The organism is Lentzea sp. NPDC060358 (assembly GCF_042725365.1).
In the GTDB taxonomy this organism is placed as follows: Bacteria; Actinomycetota; Actinomycetes; order Mycobacteriales; family Pseudonocardiaceae; genus Lentzea.
Genome location: NZ_JBHXCW010000012.1, coordinates 50297 through 69297, shown reverse-complemented (window position 1 = coordinate 69297; position 19001 = coordinate 50297). Strand labels below are relative to the sequence as shown.

The 19001-nt window shown below is 72.2% G+C and carries 13 protein-coding genes; 5 read left to right on the top strand and 8 right to left on the bottom strand.

Annotated features, from left to right (window positions below):
• Positions 1 to 83 precede the first annotated feature (83 nt).
• The 4 genes from ACFWGZ_RS04620 to mraZ form a co-directional block, all read right to left on the bottom strand.
• Positions 84 to 1994: a peptidoglycan D,D-transpeptidase FtsI family protein gene (locus tag ACFWGZ_RS04620; protein WP_382450077.1), complete on the bottom strand. Its 1911-nt coding sequence runs from the start codon at positions 1992 to 1994 to the stop codon at positions 84 to 86.
• Positions 1994 to 2617: a hypothetical protein gene (locus tag ACFWGZ_RS04615; RefSeq protein WP_382450076.1), complete on the bottom strand. Its 624-nt coding sequence runs from the start codon at positions 2615 to 2617 to the stop codon at positions 1994 to 1996. The genes ACFWGZ_RS04620 and ACFWGZ_RS04615 overlap by 1 nt, the downstream gene beginning before the upstream one ends.
• Entirely contained in the window at positions 2614 to 3567 is a 954-nt protein-coding gene (gene rsmH / locus ACFWGZ_RS04610) for a 16S rRNA (cytosine(1402)-N(4))-methyltransferase RsmH (protein WP_382450075.1), read from the bottom strand. Before rsmH ends, ACFWGZ_RS04615 begins: the two co-directional genes overlap by 4 nt.
• A gap of 167 nt (positions 3568 to 3734) precedes the next feature.
• On the bottom strand, positions 3735 to 4166 hold the full coding sequence (mraZ, locus tag ACFWGZ_RS04605) for a division/cell wall cluster transcriptional repressor MraZ (RefSeq protein WP_030471832.1): 432 nt from the start codon (positions 4164 to 4166) through the stop codon (positions 3735 to 3737).
• A 405-nt stretch (positions 4167 to 4571) separates the two neighbouring features.
• Here mraZ and ACFWGZ_RS04600 point away from each other — a divergent pair, with 405 nt between their 5' ends.
• Genes ACFWGZ_RS04600 through ACFWGZ_RS04590 form a run of 3 tightly spaced genes read left to right on the top strand, consistent with a single transcriptional unit; the run spans position 4572 to position 9371 of the window.
• Entirely contained in the window at positions 4572 to 5624 is a 1053-nt protein-coding gene (locus tag ACFWGZ_RS04600) for an AAA family ATPase (protein WP_382450074.1), read from the top strand.
• A gap of 2 nt (positions 5625 to 5626) precedes the next feature.
• Positions 5627 to 6892, top strand: coding sequence for a DUF58 domain-containing protein (locus ACFWGZ_RS04595; protein ID WP_382450073.1), 1266 nt, complete (start codon positions 5627 to 5629; stop codon positions 6890 to 6892).
• A 1-nt stretch (position 6893) separates the two neighbouring features.
• Entirely contained in the window at positions 6894 to 9371 is a 2478-nt protein-coding gene (locus tag ACFWGZ_RS04590; protein WP_382450072.1) for a transglutaminaseTgpA domain-containing protein, read from the top strand.
• A gap of 71 nt (positions 9372 to 9442) precedes the next feature.
• Here the strand turns inward: ACFWGZ_RS04590 and ACFWGZ_RS04585 are convergent, their stop codons facing one another.
• Positions 9443 to 9838, bottom strand: a complete 396-nt coding sequence (locus ACFWGZ_RS04585) for a DUF3040 domain-containing protein (protein WP_382450071.1) — start codon at positions 9836 to 9838, stop codon at positions 9443 to 9445.
• 282 nt (positions 9839 to 10120) lie between these two features.
• Here ACFWGZ_RS04585 and ACFWGZ_RS04580 point away from each other — a divergent pair, with 282 nt between their 5' ends.
• Both ACFWGZ_RS04580 and ACFWGZ_RS04575 read left to right on the top strand, forming a co-directional pair.
• A complete protein-coding gene (locus tag ACFWGZ_RS04580) occupies positions 10121 to 10627 on the top strand; it encodes a hypothetical protein (protein ID WP_382450070.1) in 507 nt (168 codons plus the stop codon).
• The gene (locus ACFWGZ_RS04575) at positions 10627 to 12165 is read left to right on the top strand and encodes an alkaline phosphatase D family protein (protein WP_382450069.1); all 1539 of its coding nucleotides are present in this window, start codon (positions 10627 to 10629) and stop codon (positions 12163 to 12165) included. The genes ACFWGZ_RS04580 and ACFWGZ_RS04575 overlap by 1 nt, the downstream gene beginning before the upstream one ends.
• Before the next feature lie 542 nt (positions 12166 to 12707).
• Here the strand turns inward: ACFWGZ_RS04575 and ACFWGZ_RS04570 are convergent.
• From ACFWGZ_RS04570 to dinB, 3 genes are all read right to left on the bottom strand, one after another.
• Positions 12708 to 15854, bottom strand: coding sequence for a S8 family serine peptidase (locus ACFWGZ_RS04570; protein WP_382450068.1), 3147 nt, complete (start codon positions 15852 to 15854; stop codon positions 12708 to 12710).
• Between the two features lie 1094 nt (positions 15855 to 16948).
• Entirely contained in the window at positions 16949 to 17608 is a 660-nt protein-coding gene (locus tag ACFWGZ_RS04565; protein WP_382450067.1) for a hypothetical protein, read from the bottom strand.
• Between the two features lie 85 nt (positions 17609 to 17693).
• On the bottom strand, positions 17694 to 18968 hold the full coding sequence (gene dinB / locus ACFWGZ_RS04560) for a DNA polymerase IV (protein WP_382450066.1): 1275 nt from the start codon (positions 18966 to 18968) through the stop codon (positions 17694 to 17696).
• Positions 18969 to 19001 lie beyond the last annotated feature (33 nt).

Sequence of the window (19001 nt, the reverse complement as noted above, 5' to 3'; positions counted from 1 at the left end):
TGGAAGGGCCTGTCAGGGCGCCGGGCGGCACGGTGCGACCGCGGCCCGCGGAGAGCGAGCGGCCGCCGTGCGGCGCCCCGGAGCTACATCTGAAGCTGGACGAACGGCGTCTGCTCCGCCGACATGGGCACCTGGAACCGCTGGGTCAGGTAAGTGGCGATGTCGTGGAACAGCGGCGCGGCCGAGGAGCTGAACTGGGTCCCGTTCGGCGCGTCGAGCATGATGCCGACGACGTAGCGCGGGTTGTCCGCGGGCAGGATGCCGGCGAAGGTGATCCAGTACTGCGACTGCGAGTAGCACTTGCAGGTCGGGTCGATCTGCTGGGCCGTGCCGGTCTTGCCGGCGATCTGGTAGCCCGGCAGCGCCGCCGCCTTGCCCGTGCCGTTCTGGTTCGCGTCGCGCGTGTCCGACTGCGTGACCGAGCGGAACATGTCGCGGACGGTCTTCGCGGTCTCCGGCGAGACCACCCGCACGCCCTCGGGACGCGCCTTCTCCGACCGCGCGCCCTCCTCGCCGATCTCGGCGCGGATGAGCCGCGGCGGGACGCGCAGGCCGTCGTTGGCGATGGCCTGGTACATGCCGGTCATCTGCAGCAGGGTCATCGAGAGGCCCTGGCCGATCGGCAGGTTGCCGAACGTCGAGCCGGACCACTGGTTGAGCGGCGGCACGACACCGGACTCCTCGGCGGGCACGCCGGACTGGGTGCGCTTGCCGAGGCCGAACTTCTGCAGCATCTCGGCGTAGCGCTCCTTGCCGACGTCCTGCGCGGCCATCAGCGTGCCGACGTTGGACGACTTCGCGAACACGCCGGTGAACGACATGGGCACGGTGCCGTGCGTCCACGCGTCCCTGATGACCCGGTCGGCGACCTTGATCGAGCCCGGGACCTGCAGCACGTCGTCCGGCTTGTGCAGCCCGTACTCGACGGCCGCGGCGGCGGTGACGATCTTGTTCACCGAGCCGGGCTCGAAGCTCGACGACACCGCGCCGTTGCGCAGCTGCTCCTCGTTCGCCTTGCCGAAGTCGGTCGGGTCGTAGGTCTTGTCGTTGGCCATCGCGACGATCTCGCCGGTGCGGCTCTCCAGCACGACCGCGGACCCGTTCTTGGCGCCCGATTTCTTCACGTAGTCGCTGACCATCCGCTGGACGGCGTACTGCGTGTCGATGTCGATCGTGAGCTCGAGGCTCTTGCCCGGCTGCGGCTTCACGAGCTCGCGCTCGGTGTTCGGGATGACCACGGAGTCGTCGCCGGACATCGTGTCGACCACGCGCCGGCCCATGCGGCCGGCCAGCAGGTTGTCCTGCGCGCTCTCCAGGCCGAGGATGCCCTGGGTCGTCGGCGGCTTCTCGTCCTGGCGCCAGTTCGCGGCGCCGATGATGTTCGACGCCAGCTCGCCGTTCGGGTAGATGCGCTTCGAGCGGTACTCGGAGCCGATCTCCGCCGGGTACTTCTCGACGATCTTCGCGGCCTTGGCGGGCTCCGCCTCGCTCACCAGGACCTCGTAGCTGATGTCCTTGACGAGCTGCCGGTAGACCGACTCCTCGTCGGTCTTCTCGCCGTTGACCTGCGGGCCGAGCGTCGCCGAGATGAACTTGGCGACCTCCCGCGCGTGGTCGTCGTAGGTCAGCGGGTACTGCCCGGGGTTCTTCGCGCGGGCGTCGTCCCAGTCCTTGCGGGCCCGCTGCGGGAGGATGTAGAGCGCGCGCACCTCGATCGAGAACGCGAGCTGGTTGCCGTTGCGGTCGAGGATCGACCCGCGCTCGGCGGGGATGTTCTGGTTGGTGATCCGCTGCTTCTCGGCCTGCTCGGCGAGCTCACCGGCCTGGATGCCCTGCACCTGCACGAGCTTCACGCCCGCGACCAGCAGCGCGCCGATCAGCAGGACGCGGCCCACGGCGAGGCGCACCTTGCTGTTGCCGCCGGTGCGCGCGGTGGGACGGGGGCCGCGCACCGACAACGGGCGGCGCGGTCCCCTCTGCTGCGGACCCGGCATCAGCCACCCGCCGGGGGGTTCTGACCCTGCTGCTGCTCACCGGTCGGCGGCGTCTGACCCGCGGGCGGGTTCTGGCCGGAGGGCTGGTTCTGCCCCGCCGGCGGCGGGGGCGGCTCGGAGGACGGCGGGGGCGGTGGCGTCGACTTGGTCGGCGCGCTCGGCTTGCCGAACTCCTCGACCGAACCGTCCGGGTTCTGCCGCAGCCGCGCCGGGTTCGACGGCTCGACGAGGCCCATCTCGGTGGCCCGGCGGGCGAGGTCGGTCGGCGACTCGAGCAGCGCCACCTCGCGGCGCAGCTGCTCCATCTGCAACGTCAGCTTCTCCGCCTCCGACCGCGCCTCCTGCAGGCGGTAGGTGTCGGCGGCGGCCTGGGTCGAGAAGTACATGATCCCGGCGACGCCCGCGCCCAGCACGAGCATCACGAGGACGACGAACGGGGCCTTCGACACCTGCTTGGCCAGCGGCGCCGCGGCGCCTCCGCGCAGGTTCTGGGCGCGCTGCGCCCGCCGGGCGTAGGCGCGCTCGGCTCCGGCGGACCGCCGCCGCGCCTTGTCGCGGTCGTCGGTCTTCTTCCTGGAGGGGTCTCGGGGAGACGACCCACCGACCCGTGCGGGTGCCGTCATCTCGGGTCTCCGATCCGCTCCGCCGCGCGCAGCCGCACCGGGGCCGCACGCGGGTTGTCCTCGATCTCCTGCTCGGACGCGAGCTCCGCGCCCTTCGTGAGCAGCTTGAGCTCCGGTCCGTGACCCGGCAGCTCCACGGGCAGACCCGGCGGCGTCTTCGACTTCGCCAGCTCCGCGAACGCGTGCTTCACCATCCGGTCCTCGAGGGACTGGTACGACTCGACGACGATCCGGCCGCCCACGCCCAGCACGCCCAGCGCCGCTGGGAGGGCCAGCCGCAACGACTCCAGCTCGCCGTTGACCTCGATCCGCAACGCCTGGAACGTGCGCTTGGCCGGGTGCCCGCCGGTGCGCCGCGACGCCGCGGGCACCACGGCGTAGAGCAGCTCGACGAGCCGGCCGGAGTTCGTGAACGGCTCCTTCTCGCGCTCCCGGAGCACCGCGGAGGCGATCTTGCCCGCGAACCGCTCCTCGCCGTAGGTGGAGAGGATCCGCGCGAGGTCGCCGTGCGAGTAGGTGTTCAGCACGTCCGCCGCCGTCATGCCGCTGCCCTTGGACATCCGCATGTCGAGCGGGGCGTCCTTGGAGTAGGCGAACCCGCGCTCCTGTTCGTCGAGCTGCAGCGAGGAGACGCCGAGATCCATCAGCACGCCGTCGACGTGGGCGAAGCCGAGGTCGTGCACGGCCTCGGCGATGTGGTCGTAGGTGACGTTGACGAGCTTGACCCGGTCGCCGTGGGGCGCGAGCCGCTTGCCCGCCATCTCGATGGCCTGGGGGTCGCGGTCGAGCCCGATGAGCGTGAGCTCGGGGTGGGCGCTCACCAGCGCGTCGGAGTGGCCGCCCATGCCGAGCGTCGTGTCGACGACGACGGCGGGCCTGTCCCGCAACGCCGGAGCGAGGAGTTCCAGGACGCGGTCCAGCAGCACCGGAACGTGCCGCGGCTGATCCATCGTCCCTCTACTCCCCTGAATGCGCGATCGGGTGACGTCAGGTCCCCGCCCGCCCGTCGGACCTGGCGCCGGGGAAGGTGCGCCAGGGCCGGTTGTCGAGCGGACCGAGGCCTCACGGCACCCGAATCACGTGTGGAACGTCCGGCCTGTTGCTCGGCTGACCGCCATCAGAAGACGCCCGGTATGACCTCCTCGCGAGCCGTGGCGTAGCCGTCCTCGTGCTCCTCGAGATAGGTCTGCCAGGCCGCCGCGTCCCAGATCTCCAACCTGGTGAACGCGCCGACGACCACGCACTCCTTGGTCAGCCCGGCGTACCGCCGCAGTTCCGGCGCGATCAGGACCCGGCCCTGACCGTCCGGACGCTGCTCGTCCGTACCTGCGAACAGATAACGCTGGTAGGCGCGTACGGCGTCGTTGGTGAACGGCGCCTCGGCGACCTTCCTCGCCATCTGCTCGAACTCAGCCCGGGGGAACACGTACAGGCAGTGGTCCTGGCCCTTGGTGACCATGAGACCTCCCGCCAGTTCGTCCCGGAACTTCGCAGGCAGTGTCAGCCGGCCCTTGTCGTCCAGACGCGGGTAGTGAGTGCCGAGGAACATCGGCAGCCACCTCCCTCGCCGGGCGACGGACCGGCGGTGGAGCCCCCGTCTGCCCCACCGGCCGCCACAGTACCCCACTTTTCACCACAGTCAACGTTGAAACAGGTGCTCACGCACCATGTCTCACCTCGTTTTCCCTGGTCGCAGCCGTGGGGCGGCGTGGGGGGACGGTGGGGGAAACGATCAGGCTCCACCTTCGCGGGTGAGCCTCCAGCCCGGATTTGCCACTCGAACGGCCTAGAAATTTCGGCCAAAACCGGGGGTTGGGGCCCGGTGGTGGGGGAAGGTGGAAACTGGTGGAGCAAACCCGATCTGGCCCGCAGGTGTAGGGCACTTAGCCGTGGTTTGACACACTGCGTGAAACGCTCACACGTCCGTGTTCCGGACACGGCTGCTGGAGGTTTAGTGACACCGGGAAGCCCAAGCGCGAACTCTCATGCGCCGGTCGATCAAGTCCTGGGAGAGTTGCACGGCGCCGTCCAGCGGATCGCCGCCAACGTCGAGCGGGTGCTCGTCGGCAAACCCGACGTGGTCCGCCTCGCTCTCGTGACACTGCTCGCCGAAGGGCACCTCCTGGTCGAGGACGTGCCGGGCGTCGGCAAGACCTCGCTCGCGAAAGCGCTGGCCCGGTCGATCGACTGCACCGTGAGCCGCGTGCAGTTCACACCCGACCTGCTGCCGAGCGACATCACCGGCTCGTCGATCTACAACCGGCAGGAGAACGACTTCGAGTTCCGGCCGGGGCCGATCTTCGCGAACATCGTCGTCGGCGACGAGATCAACCGCGCCTCCCCCAAGACGCAGTCCGCGCTGCTGGAGTGCATGGAGGAGCACCAGGTCACGGTCGACGCGAACACCTACCCCCTCGGTTCGCCGTTCATGGTCATCGCGACCCAGAACCCGATCGAGATGGAGGGCACCTACGCCCTGCCGGAGGCGCAGCGCGACCGGTTCACCGCCCGCGTGTCGGTCGGCTACCCGGACCCGCAGGCCGAGCTCGCCATGGTCGACGAGCACTCGGGCCACAACCCGCTCGACGACCTGCGGCCCGTCTCGGACGCGGCGCAGATCCTGCGGCTGATCGAGGCCGTGCGCCGCGTGCACCTCTCCCCCGAGGTGCGCCGGTACGCCGTCGAGCTGGTGTCGGCCACCCGCCGGCTGCCGGAGCTGCGGCTGGGCGCCTCGCCGCGGTCGACCCTGCACCTCGTACGCGCCGCCCGCGCGCAGGCGGCGCTCGCCGGCCGCGACTTCGTGGTGCCGGACGACATCCACTCGATCGCGATCCCGGTGCTCGCGCACCGGCTCGTGCTGACGGCGGAGGCCCAGGCCGCCCGCCGGTCCCCCGCGGACCTGATCAGGGCGTTGCTGCAGCGCGTGCCGGTGCCCACGGCGGCACTGGACCCGAGCGCGGCGTTCGTCCGGAACATGAACAACAACAACGCAGGGACTCCTCGCTGACGATGCGCACCGCACTCTCCGGTCTGACCACACGCGGAAGATGCTTGCTGGCCGCGGGGTTCGCCGCCGGGGTGTGCGCCGCGGTCCTCAACGAGCGCGACCTCCTGCGGGTCGCCGCGTTCGTGATCGCGCTGCCGCTGCTCGCGGCGTGGCTCGCGACGCGGGCCAGGGTGGGGCTGCACGCCGCCCGGTACCTCGCGCCGAGCAGGGTGCCGGTCGGGGCGGCGTCCGAGGTGAAGCTCGACCTGCACAGCACCGGCCGGCTGCCCACGGGTGGCCTGATGCTGGAGGACACGGTGCCGTACGCGCTGGGCGCGCGGCCGCGGTTCCTGGTGGAGCGGCTGCCGCGCAACACGCCCACGACGCTGCGCTACCCGCTCAAGCCGGTGATGCGCGGCGTCCAGCAGGTCGGGCCGCTGATGGCGCGGATCACCGACCCGTTCGGCCTCGCGGAGTTCGACCGCGAGCTCGCCGGCCGGTCGCGGCTCGTGGTCGTGCCGCGGGTGGTCCGGCTCGGCGGCCTGCCCGGGGGCTCGGGCATGGGCGCGGGCGACGACGGCTCGGTGCGGCTGCGCGCGGGCCAGGGCGAGGACGACGCGGTGGTGCGGCCGTACCGCCAGGGCGACGACCTGCGCAAGGTCCACTGGCGGTCGACGGCCCGGCGTGACGAGCTGATGGTGCGCGTCGAGGAACGCCCGTGGCGCGGCGGCACGACGGTGCTGCTCGACCACCGGGTGCACGCGCACCGCGGCAGCGGGCCGGCGGCGTCGCTGGAGTGGGCGATCTCGTTCGTGGCGTCGGTCTGCCTGCACCTGCACCACTTCGGCCACCAGGTCCGCCTGGTCTCCGAGGACGGGCGGGTGCTCGCGGGCGGGTCGTCCGACGGCGGGCACAGCGACCACGTGGTGCTGGACTCGCTCGCGGCGCTGCAGGGCTCGCACCGGCGTGAGCTCAGCGGCGGGATCGACCCCGGCGCGGGCCAGGAGGTCATCGCGGTGCTCGGCGGCGTCTCGCCCGCGTCGGTGGAGGAGCTCATCCGGTACCGGCCGCGCGGCATGCGCAGCCTGGCCGTGCTGCTCGACGTGAACGCGTGGGCGGGCGGCACGGACGCCGCGGCGCCCGACCCCGACGACGCGCGGCGGATGCTGACCGGCGCCGGCTGGGGCGTGGCGATCGCGAAGCCGTCGGCGTCGATGCAGCAGGTGTGGCAGGAGTTGTGCGCCTCGGCAGGCAACCGGGGACCGTCGGTTCGCTCGGAGGTGGTCTGACATGGCGACCCGTTCCGCCGCTCCCGCGAAGGGCAGGGAGCCGGAGTGGTTCACGTCGGCGACGCCGTGGATCGCGGCACTGGCCGTGCTGTGCGCCTCGACCGCGCTCTCGGGCGTGATCGAGGGCGACCTGTGGCTGGTGCGGATCGGCGTGGTGATCGTCGCGATCACCGTGACCGGCGCGTTCCTGCGCGCGACCAGGCTGACGCCGCCGCTCGTGGCGATCGCCCAGGTCGCGGTGCTGCTGTGCCTGCTCACCGCGTTGCACACGCGGTCGGGCGTCTTCCTGTTCCTGCCCGGCCCGGACGCGCTGGGCGAGCTCGGCGACGTGCTCGCGGAGTCGGTGGCGCAGGTGCAGACCGGCGTGCCGCCGGTGCACGCGACGCCCGCGATCCAGGCGCTCGTGGTGCTCGCGATCGGCCTGGTCGCGGTGCTGGTGGACACGCTGGCCGTGGCCGCGGCGGCCCCGGCGGCGTCGGGCCTGGTGCTGCTGTGCGTGTTCGCGGTGCCCGCGTCGCTGGCCGACGAGATGCTGCCGTTCTGGACGTTCGTCCTGGGCGCGGCGGCGTTCGCGATGCTGCTCGCGGTCGACGGCCAGCACCGGCACGAGGCGTGGCGGGGCCGGCTCGGGTCCGGTTCGGCGAGCGGTTCCGGCGGGTCCGCGACGACGGTGGCGAGCATCGCGATGGTGATCGCGCTGCTCGTCGGCGCCGGGTTCACGATCGTCGGCACGGTCGGCAGGCTGCCCGGCGGCGGCACCGGCGGGGGCGGCAAGGGCGGCATCGGCCTGAGCGAGATGACGTCGTTGCGCGGCATGCTCAACCGCGGCAAGACCGCCGAGGTCTTCCACGTGCGGGGCCTGCCGGAGCAGACCTACATGCGCGCGACCACGCTCGCCCGGTACGTGCCGAACAAGGGCTGGGAACGCGGCACCGACCCCGGCGGCCAGCCCGCGCGCGGCGAGCTGCCGCCGCAGCCGGGCGACCGCGGCGAGGGCAAGACGACGCGGATCAACATCGAGCCGCGCGACTGGAAGAGCTTCTGGCTGCCGACCTACGGCTCGGTCCGCCGCATCGACACCCCCGAGGACGACTACCGCTTCGACACCAAGAAGGGCGTCATCTTCTCGCAGCGGGAGCGCGAGCCGGAGCCGTACGAGATCGACACGGTGCTCTCGACGCCCACCAAGCAGGCACTGCGGCTCGCGTCCGGCCCGAAGAACCTGGTCGACGGCGAGTACTACAAGTTCGACGGTGTCGAGCAGCCGGTGATCGACCTCGCGAACAGCATCGTGAAGGACGCGACCAACGACTTCGACAAGGCCGCCGCGCTCACGGCGTTCTTCAACAGCCCGACGAGCGATTTCAAGTACGACCTCAAGACCCAGGGCGACCTCGACAAGGACGCCCTGACCGAGTTCGTGACGAAGACGAAGGTCGGCTACTGCGAGCAGTACGCGTCGGCGATGGCCGTGATGGCCCGCGTGGTCGGCCTGCCGTCGCGGGTCGCGATCGGCTTCACCGCCGGTGTCGCGGCCGCGGACAACGCCTACCGGGTGATCAGCACCGACGACGCGCACGCGTGGGTCGAGATCTTCTTCCCGAACCACGGCTGGATGACCTTCGACCCGACGCCGATCTCCGACGGCCGCGGCGTCGTGCCGCCGTACCTGCGCGAGACCGCGCCGGGTGCGGAGGAGCAGCCGACGGCGAACACGACGACCGAGTCGTCGGCGCCGTCCTCGACCGGGCCGGCCCAGCAGTCGGCCGCCGCCGAGGACGACGGGGGCGACCAGACGGTGGCGCAGGCCGGGACCGAGGGGCCGCAGCCGTGGCACCTGTGGGCGCTGGCGATCGTGCTGGTGCTGGCCGTCCTGCTGACGGGGTTCCTGGTGCTCGCGCTGCTCGGCGTGATCGGCGCGGGTCTCGCCGGGGTGTCGTGGGCGCGCAAGCTGCTGATCCCGGCCGCGGCAGGGCTGTGGCTCATCGGCGTCGGCCTCGCGGCCGCGTTGCTCTCGTGGTGGCTCGCCGTGCCGCTGGTGGTGCTGGGGCTCGTCCTCGCGCCGCTGCTCGTGCGCGGGGTGCGCCGGCACAACCGCCTGCACACCGTCGCGGCGCTCGGCGCGGACGCGTCGGGCGCGGCGTGGAGCGAGCTCATGGCGGAGTCGGTCGACCGGGGCGCGTCGGCGCCCGCGGCCGAGACGATCAGGGCCGCCGCGCGCCGGCTCGCCCGCGAGCACAACCTGGACGAGGCGGGCAGGACCGGTCTGCGCACGGTGATCGGGGCGATCGAGCGGTCCTGGTACAGCGCGAACCCGACGGCCGACCCGGCGTTGCCGGGCGCGCTGGCGGCGGTGCGGCAGTCGTTGCGGCAGAACTCGCCGCTGTCGTTGCGGGCGAGGCTCTTCCCGAGGTCGGTGCTCAAGCGGGCCCCCGCGGCGGTGGCGGAGACACCGGACCGCGAGCCCGTTCCGGTGTAGCTCCCCCGGCACAAGGCGACGGGCCCGCTCCCCTTCGGGGGGCGGGCCCGTTGTCGTCGGACCTGGAAGTCCTACTGCTCCTCGTCGAAGCGACGGCGGAAGCGCTCTTCCATCCGTTCGGAGAACGAGCTGCGGCTGCGCGCTGGCTTGCCGTCCTCCTGCCCGCCCTCGGCGACCTGCTCACCGCGACGCAACGTCGTCAGGGTGATGAGCACACCGAAGAACATGAGCAGGAAGCCGAAGACGCTCACCACGGGAATGCTGGCGATCGCGAGCTGCGGCAGCATCACGCCGGTGATGAGCGCGGCCACACCGACCACGAACAACACGATGCCTTGCACACGGCGCCGCTTGGACGGCCGCCGCAGCTTGGCGCCTCGTACGGTGGATGCGAACTTCGGGTCTTCGGCGTAGAGCGCGCGCTCGATCTGGTCGAGCAGTCGCTGCTCGTGCTCGGAGAGTGGCATCGTTCCTCCTCCGGCACAGCGGTCGCGGGCGCCGGGTGTTCTCGGTTTCCGCCGAACCCGGCGGACGACCCACCCTGGGGACGTCACCCTCCAGGATACGAGTCGCGAGCCCCGGCGACTACCCAGTGGCCCTTCTCATACGGTCGGTTCTGTCACCATCATCCTCCTGGGGCAGCGGCGAGGGGTCCGCGAGGCCCCCAACCGGCCCTTGTGGCCTTCCGTTCACACCGAGTTCGGGCCCGCGACTCGACAGCGCAAGCCCCGCTTGCTCGGATCAGTCGCATGACCGAACTCCTCGTCAACGGCGACGCCGAGCAGGGCCTGACCGGCTGGCTCACCGTCGCGGGCGCCCCCGTCGTGCTGCGGTACGACACGGGCCAGGGCTATCCGGGCCCCGGTGATCCGGGTCCCGCCGCGCGCGGCGCCGCGTTCTTCGGCGGCGGCGACACACCCCTGAGCACCCTGCGACAGAGAGTCACGCTGCCGCCGGGCGCGTCTCAGTTCGAGGTCTCCGCCTGGCTCGGCGGCTACGCCTCGCAACAGGACGGCGCCCGGTTGTCCGTCGAGTTCCTCGACCCCGGCGGCACACCGCGCGGTCTGGTCGTGCTCGGCCCGGTGACGGCGGAGGAGCGCTCGGGCCGCACGGGCCTGGTCGAGCGCCGGTCCGCGGGAACGGTGCCGCCGGGCAGTTCGGTCGCCGTGGTGACCCTGCAGCTGACCCGGTCCGGTGCCGGTACGTCGAACGACGGCTACGCCGACAACATCTCCTTCACGGTCGGGAGCCGCTGATGCTGAACCGACGTGACCTCCTGCGCGCGGCGGCGGCCGCCGGTGCGCTCGGGACCGTGTGGCCGCTGTCGGCGGGTTTGTCCCCTGTGGAGGCCCACGCGGCCGCGCTGGACCTCGGCGCCTCGTGGGACCCGGCGCCGTTCACGCTGGGCGTGGGCTCCGGGGACCCGTTGCCGGACAGCGTGATCCTCTGGACGAGGCTCGCGCCGGAACCGCTCGCGTTCGAGCAGCCGCTGCCCGAGGTCGTCGAGGTGCGGTGGGTCCTCGCGTCCGACCAGGCCCTGCGCCACCCCGTGGCGTCCGGCAGCGTCGCCGCGTCGAACCTGTTGGGGCACAGCGTCCACGTGCCCGTGCCCGGTCTCGTCCCCGGCCGCACCTACTATTACCGGTTCTCCGCGCTCGGCAGGACCAGCCGCGTGGGACGCACCCGCACCGCCCCCGTCGGGCCGGTGTCGAGGGTGCGCTTCGCGACGGCCAACTGCCAGGCGTTCCACGACGGCTTCTACGCGGCGCACCGCGGCATCGCCGCGGAGAACCTGGACTTCGTCGTGCACCTGGGCGACTACATCTACGAGCACGGCCAGGTCGGCGGCACCCCGGTGCGCGACCACGAGGGACCCGCCGTGCTGTCCCTTGCGGACTACCGGCGCCGCCACGCCCTCTACAAGGGCGACCCGTCGCTGCGCGCCGCCCACGCCGCGCACCCGTTCTACCTGACCTGGGACGACCACGAGGTCGCCAACGACTACAGCGGAACCGAGGGCGCGGCCCCGTTCGTGAAGCGCCGCGCCGCCGCCTACCAGGCCTGGTACGAGCACCTGCCGGTCCGCAGTGGGAGCGCTCTCGAACCGCAGGTCCACCGCCGCCGCCAGTGGGGCTCGCTGCTCGACCTGACCGTCCTCGACCTGCGCCAGTTCCGCTCCGCCCAGAACCTCCCCGGCGGCACGATCCTGGGCGCCGAGCAGAGGAGGTGGCTGCTCGACGGCATCTCGGGCGCCCGCGAGGCGTGGCAGGTGTGGATCAACTCGATCATGCTCTCGCAGCTGGCCCGCCCCGGCGGCGGCTACTACTTCACCGACCAGTGGGACGGCTTCCAGGCCGAACGCCGCGAGGTGCTGGGCCACGTGGCCGCCACCGGCCTCGAGGACCTGGTCGTGCTGACCGGCGACTGGCACTCGGCGTTCGTGGACGACATCCGCCCGGACTTCGACGACCTCTCGTCGCCGGTGATCGGCACGGAGTTCACGGCGCACTCGGTGACCTCCGGCGCGTACTCGCCGGAGTGGAACGCGGTGAACGGCCCGGTGATGGGCGCCGCGAACCCGCACCTGAAGTACTTCGAGGGCAACAGGTACGGCTACGACGTGTACGAGGTGACGCCGCAGCGGTTCACCACGCACATGCGGGTGATCGGCGACCGGCGGGACGCGGCGTCGCCGGTGTCGACGCTGACGACGTTCCACGTCGACCGGGGGAAGGCCGGGAGTTACGAGGACCCGGCTACGGCGGGGTCGCCGGCGCAGTACCGGCGGGGGTGAGGGCGGTGCCGGCGTGAGTCCAGGCGGTGCTCGCGCGTGTGGAAGCGGCACCGGCGGGCGTGCGGGCGGTACCGGCGGTGTGCGGGCGGTACCGGCGTGTGTGCGGACGGTACCTGCGTGTGTGCGGACGGTACCTGCGGGCCTGTGGGCGTTACCGGCGGGCGTGCGAGCGGTACCAGCACTCCTGAAAGCGGTACCGACGCGTGCGCGAGCGGCACCGGCGCTTCGTGAGCGGTGCCAATCCATGCGCTAGCGGTGCGGGCGGGCGGTGCCGGCGCGTGTGAGGGCGGTGCCGGCACATCTGAAGCAGCACCGGAGCGCCCGAAAAGTGTCAGACCCGCTGACTAAGCTCGAACTCGGGGGACCCCAGGCCCTGTGCCGCCGCGGGGTGGGCCCCCCGATTCCGATGCTAGTCAGCGGGTCTGACAACTTTGGCGCGTCAGCTCGGGCCGCGCCCGACTACCAGCTCGCGATCTCGCAGTCACGCGCGACCGTCATCTCGCGGCCGCGTACGACCGTCATCTCGCGGCCGCGCACGACCGTCAGCTCGCGATCTTGTAGGCCCGGATGATCGTCACCTCACCCGTGTTGCCCGCCGCGTCCGTCGTCCTGGCCCGCAGCGACGCCGACTTCGCGCCCTTGGGGTGGTGCACGACCGCCTTGTCACCGGCCACCGGCACCTGCTTCCAGGTCGCGCCCTCGTCGAACGACACCTCGACGGCGACGCGCCTGACCTTCGGCGTGTTCTGCGCCTGCTCGACCTTCAGCGGGACGACCTGCACACGGCCGTGCGCGGTGTCCTTGTCGTCGAGCTTCGGCAGGAAGCGGACGACGGTGAGCGGCAGGTGCGTGATCTCCGCGGTGGTGGCCGACTTGAACGTCCAGGCGCCGCTGACCTTCGACGACAGCTCGGCGTTCTCGCGGGTGTGCACCATCTCGGCGCGGTAAGCGCCTTCCGCCGCCGGGACGTCGAAGATCCCGCTCGGGGTGGCCGACTCGCCCACCATGGTGCCGTTGCGGAACAGCGCGGTCTTGGCGGCTCCGTTGAAGAAGCGGCCCGCGCCGCCGTTGCTGTCGGTGAAGAGCGGGACCCGGACCGCGATCTGGTCCTCGAACCGCGCGAGGCCGAAGCCGGGCGCCTGCGGGACGGACGGGCCGAGGACTGCGGCGCCGAACGTCTGCGCGTACTTCTTGCCGCCCTTGAACGACCGTGCCGGGGTCTCCGCCGAGTACTCGTCGCCGGTGGCGGGGTTCGTGTGGTCGTAGATCCAGCTCCACTGGCCCGTCACCGTGCTGACGAGGTCGACGGCGCGACCGCCGTCGGGGACGCGGGCGAACCAGCCGAAGCCCCCGCCGCCGTCGATCGGGTGCGGCAGGACGGCGACGCCGTGCTCGCCGCCCGCTGCGCGGAAGCTGCTCGTCATCTCGGCCAGTTCGTTCGGCTTCACCGTGCGTTCGAAGCCGGTCGGCATGCCCTTCTCGGTGAACATCAGGCGGTAGCTGACCGGGGTCTTCTCGTCCCGGGGTGTGCCTTCCGCCTGTTCGGCGATGGTGGTCAGGAAGTTCGGCACGGTCGGCCCGAGCTGGGCCGTGTACGCCTGGCCCGCCAGTCCGTCGAAGAACGCCCAGCCGTGGCGGTAGGACGCGCCCGCGACCGGGGCGCTGACCGAGATCGTGCCGATCATGCCCTTGGCGGCGGGGTCGGGGGTCTTGAGCGCCACCGGTTTGGCGATGCGCGCGTCGACCGTCATGGACGTCTTGCCCGCCACGACGAACTTCGGCTGCACGATGAACGCGACCTTGAAGTCCGCCGGGCTCACGACGCTGGTGTCGACCACGTACTCGCCCTTGGGCAGCCGGACGTCGGTCCCGTACCCGGGATACCCCTTGCCGGTCGCGGTGTTGACGAAGTACGTGCTCTGGTTCTCGCCGGCCGGCGCGCCGTCGAAGCCCAGCACCGAGACGCCGACGTCGTAGCTCTCGACCTCGCGGTTGACGCTGATGAGCGTGCGCAGGCCGTTCGACGCGGCGATCGCACCGCTGTAGGCGCCGTCGGGCGCGGTCACCCTGGTGTCGGCGGTGACGGCGGCCTTGGCCTCCCCGCCGGCGGGGACCGTGATCTTCGCCGGGGACACGGCGACCAGACCGGCGGGCGAGGGCTTGCCGTCCGGTCCCTTGACGTCCACGGTCAGGTCGAGCGTCACGGGCTCGCTGCCGGCGTTGCGGTAGGTGACCTCGCGGACGATCTTCTGGTCGTCGTCGTGCGGCCACCGCTGCACGCCGAAGTTGATGTTGCTCGGCTCGGAGACCACCTGCCGCGCCAGCATCTTCGGCACGTCGACGCGACCGGTGCCCTGGTCGAACGGCGTCAGCGCCGGGTTGGCCTTCGCCGACGCCATGACGGTCGCCTTGAGCCGCTCGCCCGTCCAGTCCGGGTGCTGCTGCTTGAGCAGCGCGACGACACCCGCGACGTGCGGGGTCGCCATGGACGTGCCGTCCATCGCGACGTGGCCCTGCGTCCCCGCCTCGGCCGCCACGATGCCCACGCCGGGCGCGGTGACGTCCGGCTTCACCGCACCGTCCGCAGCCGGGCCGCGGCTGGAGAACGGCGCGATGCCGTCGTTGCGGTCGACCGCGCCCACGGTCAGCGCGGACTCGGCGCTGCCCGGAGAGCCGACCGTTTCCGGGGCCCCCGAGTTGCCCGCCGCGATCACGAACAGCGCGCCGGTCTCGCGGGAGATCCGGTTGACGGCCTCTTCCAGCGGGTCGACGTCCGGGGTGTCCCCTCCGCCCAAGCTCATGTTGACGACGTGCGCGCCCTGCTCGGCCGCCCACTGCATGCCGGCGAGAATCGCCGACTCGCTGCACCCGCCCGGCCGGCAGACCTTGCCGTCGAGGATCTCGGCATCCGGCGCGACCCCGCGGTACTGCTCGCCCTTGCTGGCGATGGTCGACGCGACGTGCGTGCCGTGCCCGACCTCGTCGGTGTTGTCCGGCGACTCGGTGAAGTTCTTCTCGGCGACCTGCCTGCCCTGCAGGTCCGGGTGCTGCTCGTCGACGCCGGTGTCGAGCACGGCGACCTTCACGCCCTTGCCGGTGATGCCCGCCTGCCAGGCCTGCGGGGCACCGATCTGCTTGGTGCTGCGGTCCAGCGCCGGCTTGCGCACGCCGTCGAGCCAGACCTTCTCGACCGCACCGCCGCGCAGCGACTCCCAGGCGCTGCCGGACTTGTCGGCCTTCCCGATCACCAGTCCCGCGACGGTCCCGGTGGCCGCCAGCGCGGTCACCCCCGATCGCGCGCCCGCCGCCGGCCGCACGATGACGGGCACGGTGCCGCGCCGCGCGTCGTCGTAGCCGAACTCGGCCAGCGACGTCACGTCGAACAACCGCGGGTCGAGCTTCCCGTTGCCCACCAACGGCACCGCGTCCGCCGGAACGACGTGCCGGTGCCCGTCGCGCGTGAAGGTGCGCACCGGCAGCTTGCCCCGGCCGGGACCCGGCACGTACCGCACGACGCGGTCGCCCGAGAGCTCGACCTTGTCGCCGGTGATCAACGTGACGCTCTGGTCGCGCTGGCCCGGCGGTGGTTCCTGCGCGTGCGCGACAGCGGTCGTCGTCGCGGCGACGAGACCGGCTGACAGCGCGAGCGCGGTGATCCCCCGGCGGGCACCTCGCTGACCTGCTCTCACTGGTACCTCCAGTGTTCGATGAGGTGATGTCACAGTGACCGTAGGGTCACCGAGCGTCACGCCACCTCCGTCTGGAGGCCGGTGCTGGTGGGAACGAAGTCGTCCCCGGGTCGTAGGTGGAGTGGCCGAACGACTGGTTGACACACCTCCTTCCCGCCCGGTCGGCACCGGCTCGGGGAGTGCGGTTCGGGGCGCACGGGGCGGGTCGCGGGCAGATGAGCGGGTGTGGGTTGTGGGTTGTGCGGCGGCGGTCTGGACCCACAGGGACAGGCCGGGCCAGCTGGGCCGGGAGCAGGGGCGGGGGCGGGAGTCGGGCGTTGGGGCCGGGGTCGGGGGGCGGGCATTGGGGCGAGGGTCAGGGGGCGAGGGTCGGGGACCGGGGTCGAGGGTCGGGGGTCGGGGACCGGGGCGAGGGTCGGAGGGCGTGGTCAGGGGGCGAGGGTCGGGGGGCGAGGGTCGGGGGGCGAGGGTCGGGGTCGGCGGGCGGCGGGATGCGGGCGGCGGGATGCGGGATGGAGGGACGTCGCCGGGGTGCGCCGGAAGGCGGGCTGCGGTCACGGGTCGGGGGTTCGGTTGCGGAGTGGTGAGGCTGCCGTGGGGACGCGGGGCCGCGGGCGGGACTTGTCGGGGACGGACTGTGGTCGGTTGGCGGGGAGTTGGGCGGCCGGGCGGCGAGGGGTGCGGTTCGGGTGGTGCGGCTCGGCTCGACGACGGGGGCGCGGGCTGTTCGGGCAGAGGCGGTGGGCGGGTCGAGGCGGTGGGCAGGTCGACGCGGTGGGCAGGTCGACGCGGTGGGCAGGTCGACGCGATGCGCGGGCTGGGCAAGGCAGGGCGCTCCGAGGGGCGGGGCTGGCCGCGCTCGTGGGCGAGTGGACCTCCTGGAGGGTGAGCGACCACCGCGAGGGTGCGGATCGCGCCGGTGTGTTGCGCGCTGGGTGTGTTGGGGGCTGGGTGTGTTGGGGGCTGGGTGTGTTGGGGGCTGGGTGTGTTGGGGGCTGGGTGTGTTGGGGGCTGGGTGTGTTGGGGTGGGGTGCGACGGGGGTGAGGAGCCGGTGCCCGCCCGCGCCGGGCGGGCACCGGGGACTGCCGTGCTGCTAGCTGATGGCCAGCGGAGTGCGGGAGTGCGGTAGTGGGAGCGGGCGGCGGTCCATCACCGCTCGTTCCAGCCGGCGGGCCGGGGACTCGCCCAGGAGTGTGCGGGCCAGGGTGGTGCCCTTGCGCGGGGCCAGGGCCAGTTCGGCGCGCAGGGCCTGCACGCCCACGTAGTGGGTGGCCTCCTCGAGGATGGCCTTCGTGTCGCTGATGGAGCGGGTGCGGCGGATGGCGTCCACCGCGGCTCGTTCCAGCGGGGCCACGTGGAAGCCCCTGCGGATGACCGGGCGCGGGAGGCGGTCTGTGCGTTCCAGGCGCAGGGTGGCGTGGCCCCAGGCGCGGGAGTGGCGCGGGGCCAGCACGTGGATCGCGTCGGCCGTGGGCAGGACCGCTCTCATGCCGTGCAGGTACAGGGCGTCGAACGCGGTGAGCATGGCTCGCTCGCCCGCGTAGAGGAGGGCGGCCTGGACGAGCTGTTCGCGGGAGGGGCCCGCCCTCGTCAGCAGGAAGATGCCGGGGAACAGGCGCTGCCACGGGCCTCCCGGGCGGGAGCGCTCGTCGATCAGGGACGCGGACAGTCCGATGTGGAGCAGGGCGGCCACCGGGGCCACTCGGTGGACGAAGAGGGTGCCCAGGGCTTCCAGGTCGATGGGGTGGCGCATGGGTCCATCGTGGGGTGGGGGGCGCCGGGGGAAGTGGGGTGAGCGGGAAGTTGTGGACAACTTCCGGGTTGTGGACAGGTTGCGATCACTCGGGCTTGGGAGCGGTCTGGCCGGTCCTCTCGGGACCGTCGCGCAGCAGGGAGGCCGGGCGGATGGCCAGCGAGCCGAAGCGGGAACGGGCCTGGTCGGCGGCTTGGTCGGCTTCGCGCCAGCCGTTCTCCGGGGCGTCGAAGACGAGTTGCTGGGCGGAGTCGGCGTTGTCAAGTCCCTCGATCCGGACGCCGATCAGGCGGACCGCGCCGGGAGGCACCTGGGTGTCGAGGAGCTCGGCGGCCGTGCGGTAGATCTCCTGGGTCACGTCGGTCGCGAGGGGCAGGGTGCGCGAGCGCGTGATCGTGGTGAAGTCGGCGAAGCGGACCTTGATGGACACCGTCCGGCCGCGCAGGCCCTTCAGGCGCAACGACGACGCCGAGCGTTCGGACAAGCGCAGCAGCTCGCGGCGCAACAGGGTCCGGTCGAGGTGGTCGACCTCGAACGTCTCCTCGGCACCGATCGACTTCTCGCGCGACGTGGGCACCACGGCGCGGTCGTCCACGCCCGCGGCCAGGCCGTGCAGGTGCTCGGCCAGCGCCACGCCGATCAGGCGGCGCAGGCGCGGCAGCGGTGTGGTGGAGACCTGGCCGACCGTCTCCAGGCCCAGCTCCTCCAAGCGTGCGGCGGTCTTCGCGCCCACGCCCCACAAGGCCGACACCGGCAACGGGTGCAGGAACTCCAGCACCGAAGAAGAGGGAACGACCATCATGCCGTCGGGCTTGCACATGCCCGAGGCGAGCTTCGCGAGGAACTTCGTCGGCGCCACCCCGACCGAGCACGTGACGCCGTGGTCCTCGAAGACGCGGGACCTGATCAGCTCCCCCACCCCGCCCGGCGTGAGGCCGAGCCGGCGCAGCGCACCGCCGACGTCCAGGAACGCCTCGTCCAGCGAGAGCGGCTCCACCAGCGGCGTGATGTCGCGGAAGATCGCCATGACCCCGCGCGACACCTCGTGGTAGAGGTCGAACTGCGGTGGCAGGTACACGGCGTCCGGGACCAACCGGCGCGCGTGGGCGGTCGGCATCGCGGACCGCACGCCGTACTCCCGTGCGAGGTAGTTGGCCGAACACACCACACCACGGCCGCTGACACCGCCGACCACGACGGGCACGGACGCGAGTTCGGGACGTTCGCGGATCTCGACCGACGCGTAGAAGGCGTCCATGTCGACGTGCAGCATCCGGCAGCCCGTGTCGTCCGGCCAGACGCCGTCACGCGCGCGGAAGCGATCGACCAAGCCGCGTGGCAGGTTCGCGCTGCGACCCATGAACACCTCTCTCGAACGCCCGTTCGAGCAGAA

Excerpts from the sequence above, each read along its gene's own strand:
- ACFWGZ_RS04575 (WP_382450069.1), top strand. The coding sequence starts at position 10,627 with ATGCTGAACCGACGTGACCTCCTGCGCGCGGCGGCGGCCGCCGGTGCG.
- ACFWGZ_RS04580 (WP_382450070.1), top strand. The coding sequence starts at position 10,121 with ATGACCGAACTCCTCGTCAACGGCGACGCCGAGCAGGGCCTGACCGGC.
- rsmH (WP_382450075.1), bottom strand. The coding sequence starts at position 3,567 with ATGGATCAGCCGCGGCACGTTCCGGTGCTGCTGGACCGCGTCCTGGAA.
- dinB (WP_382450066.1), bottom strand. The coding sequence starts at position 18,968 with ATGGGTCGCAGCGCGAACCTGCCACGCGGCTTGGTCGATCGCTTCCGC.
- ACFWGZ_RS04615 (WP_382450076.1), bottom strand. The coding sequence starts at position 2,617 with ATGACGGCACCCGCACGGGTCGGTGGGTCGTCTCCCCGAGACCCCTCC.
- ACFWGZ_RS04585 (WP_382450071.1), bottom strand. The coding sequence starts at position 9,838 with ATGCCACTCTCCGAGCACGAGCAGCGACTGCTCGACCAGATCGAGCGC.
- ACFWGZ_RS04595 (WP_382450073.1), top strand. The coding sequence starts at position 5,627 with ATGCGCACCGCACTCTCCGGTCTGACCACACGCGGAAGATGCTTGCTG.
- ACFWGZ_RS04620 (WP_382450077.1), bottom strand. The coding sequence starts at position 1,994 with ATGCCGGGTCCGCAGCAGAGGGGACCGCGCCGCCCGTTGTCGGTGCGC.
- ACFWGZ_RS04590 (WP_382450072.1), top strand. The coding sequence starts at position 6,894 with ATGGCGACCCGTTCCGCCGCTCCCGCGAAGGGCAGGGAGCCGGAGTGG.
- mraZ (WP_030471832.1), bottom strand. The coding sequence starts at position 4,166 with ATGTTCCTCGGCACTCACTACCCGCGTCTGGACGACAAGGGCCGGCTG.
- ACFWGZ_RS04565 (WP_382450067.1), bottom strand. The coding sequence starts at position 17,608 with ATGCGCCACCCCATCGACCTGGAAGCCCTGGGCACCCTCTTCGTCCAC.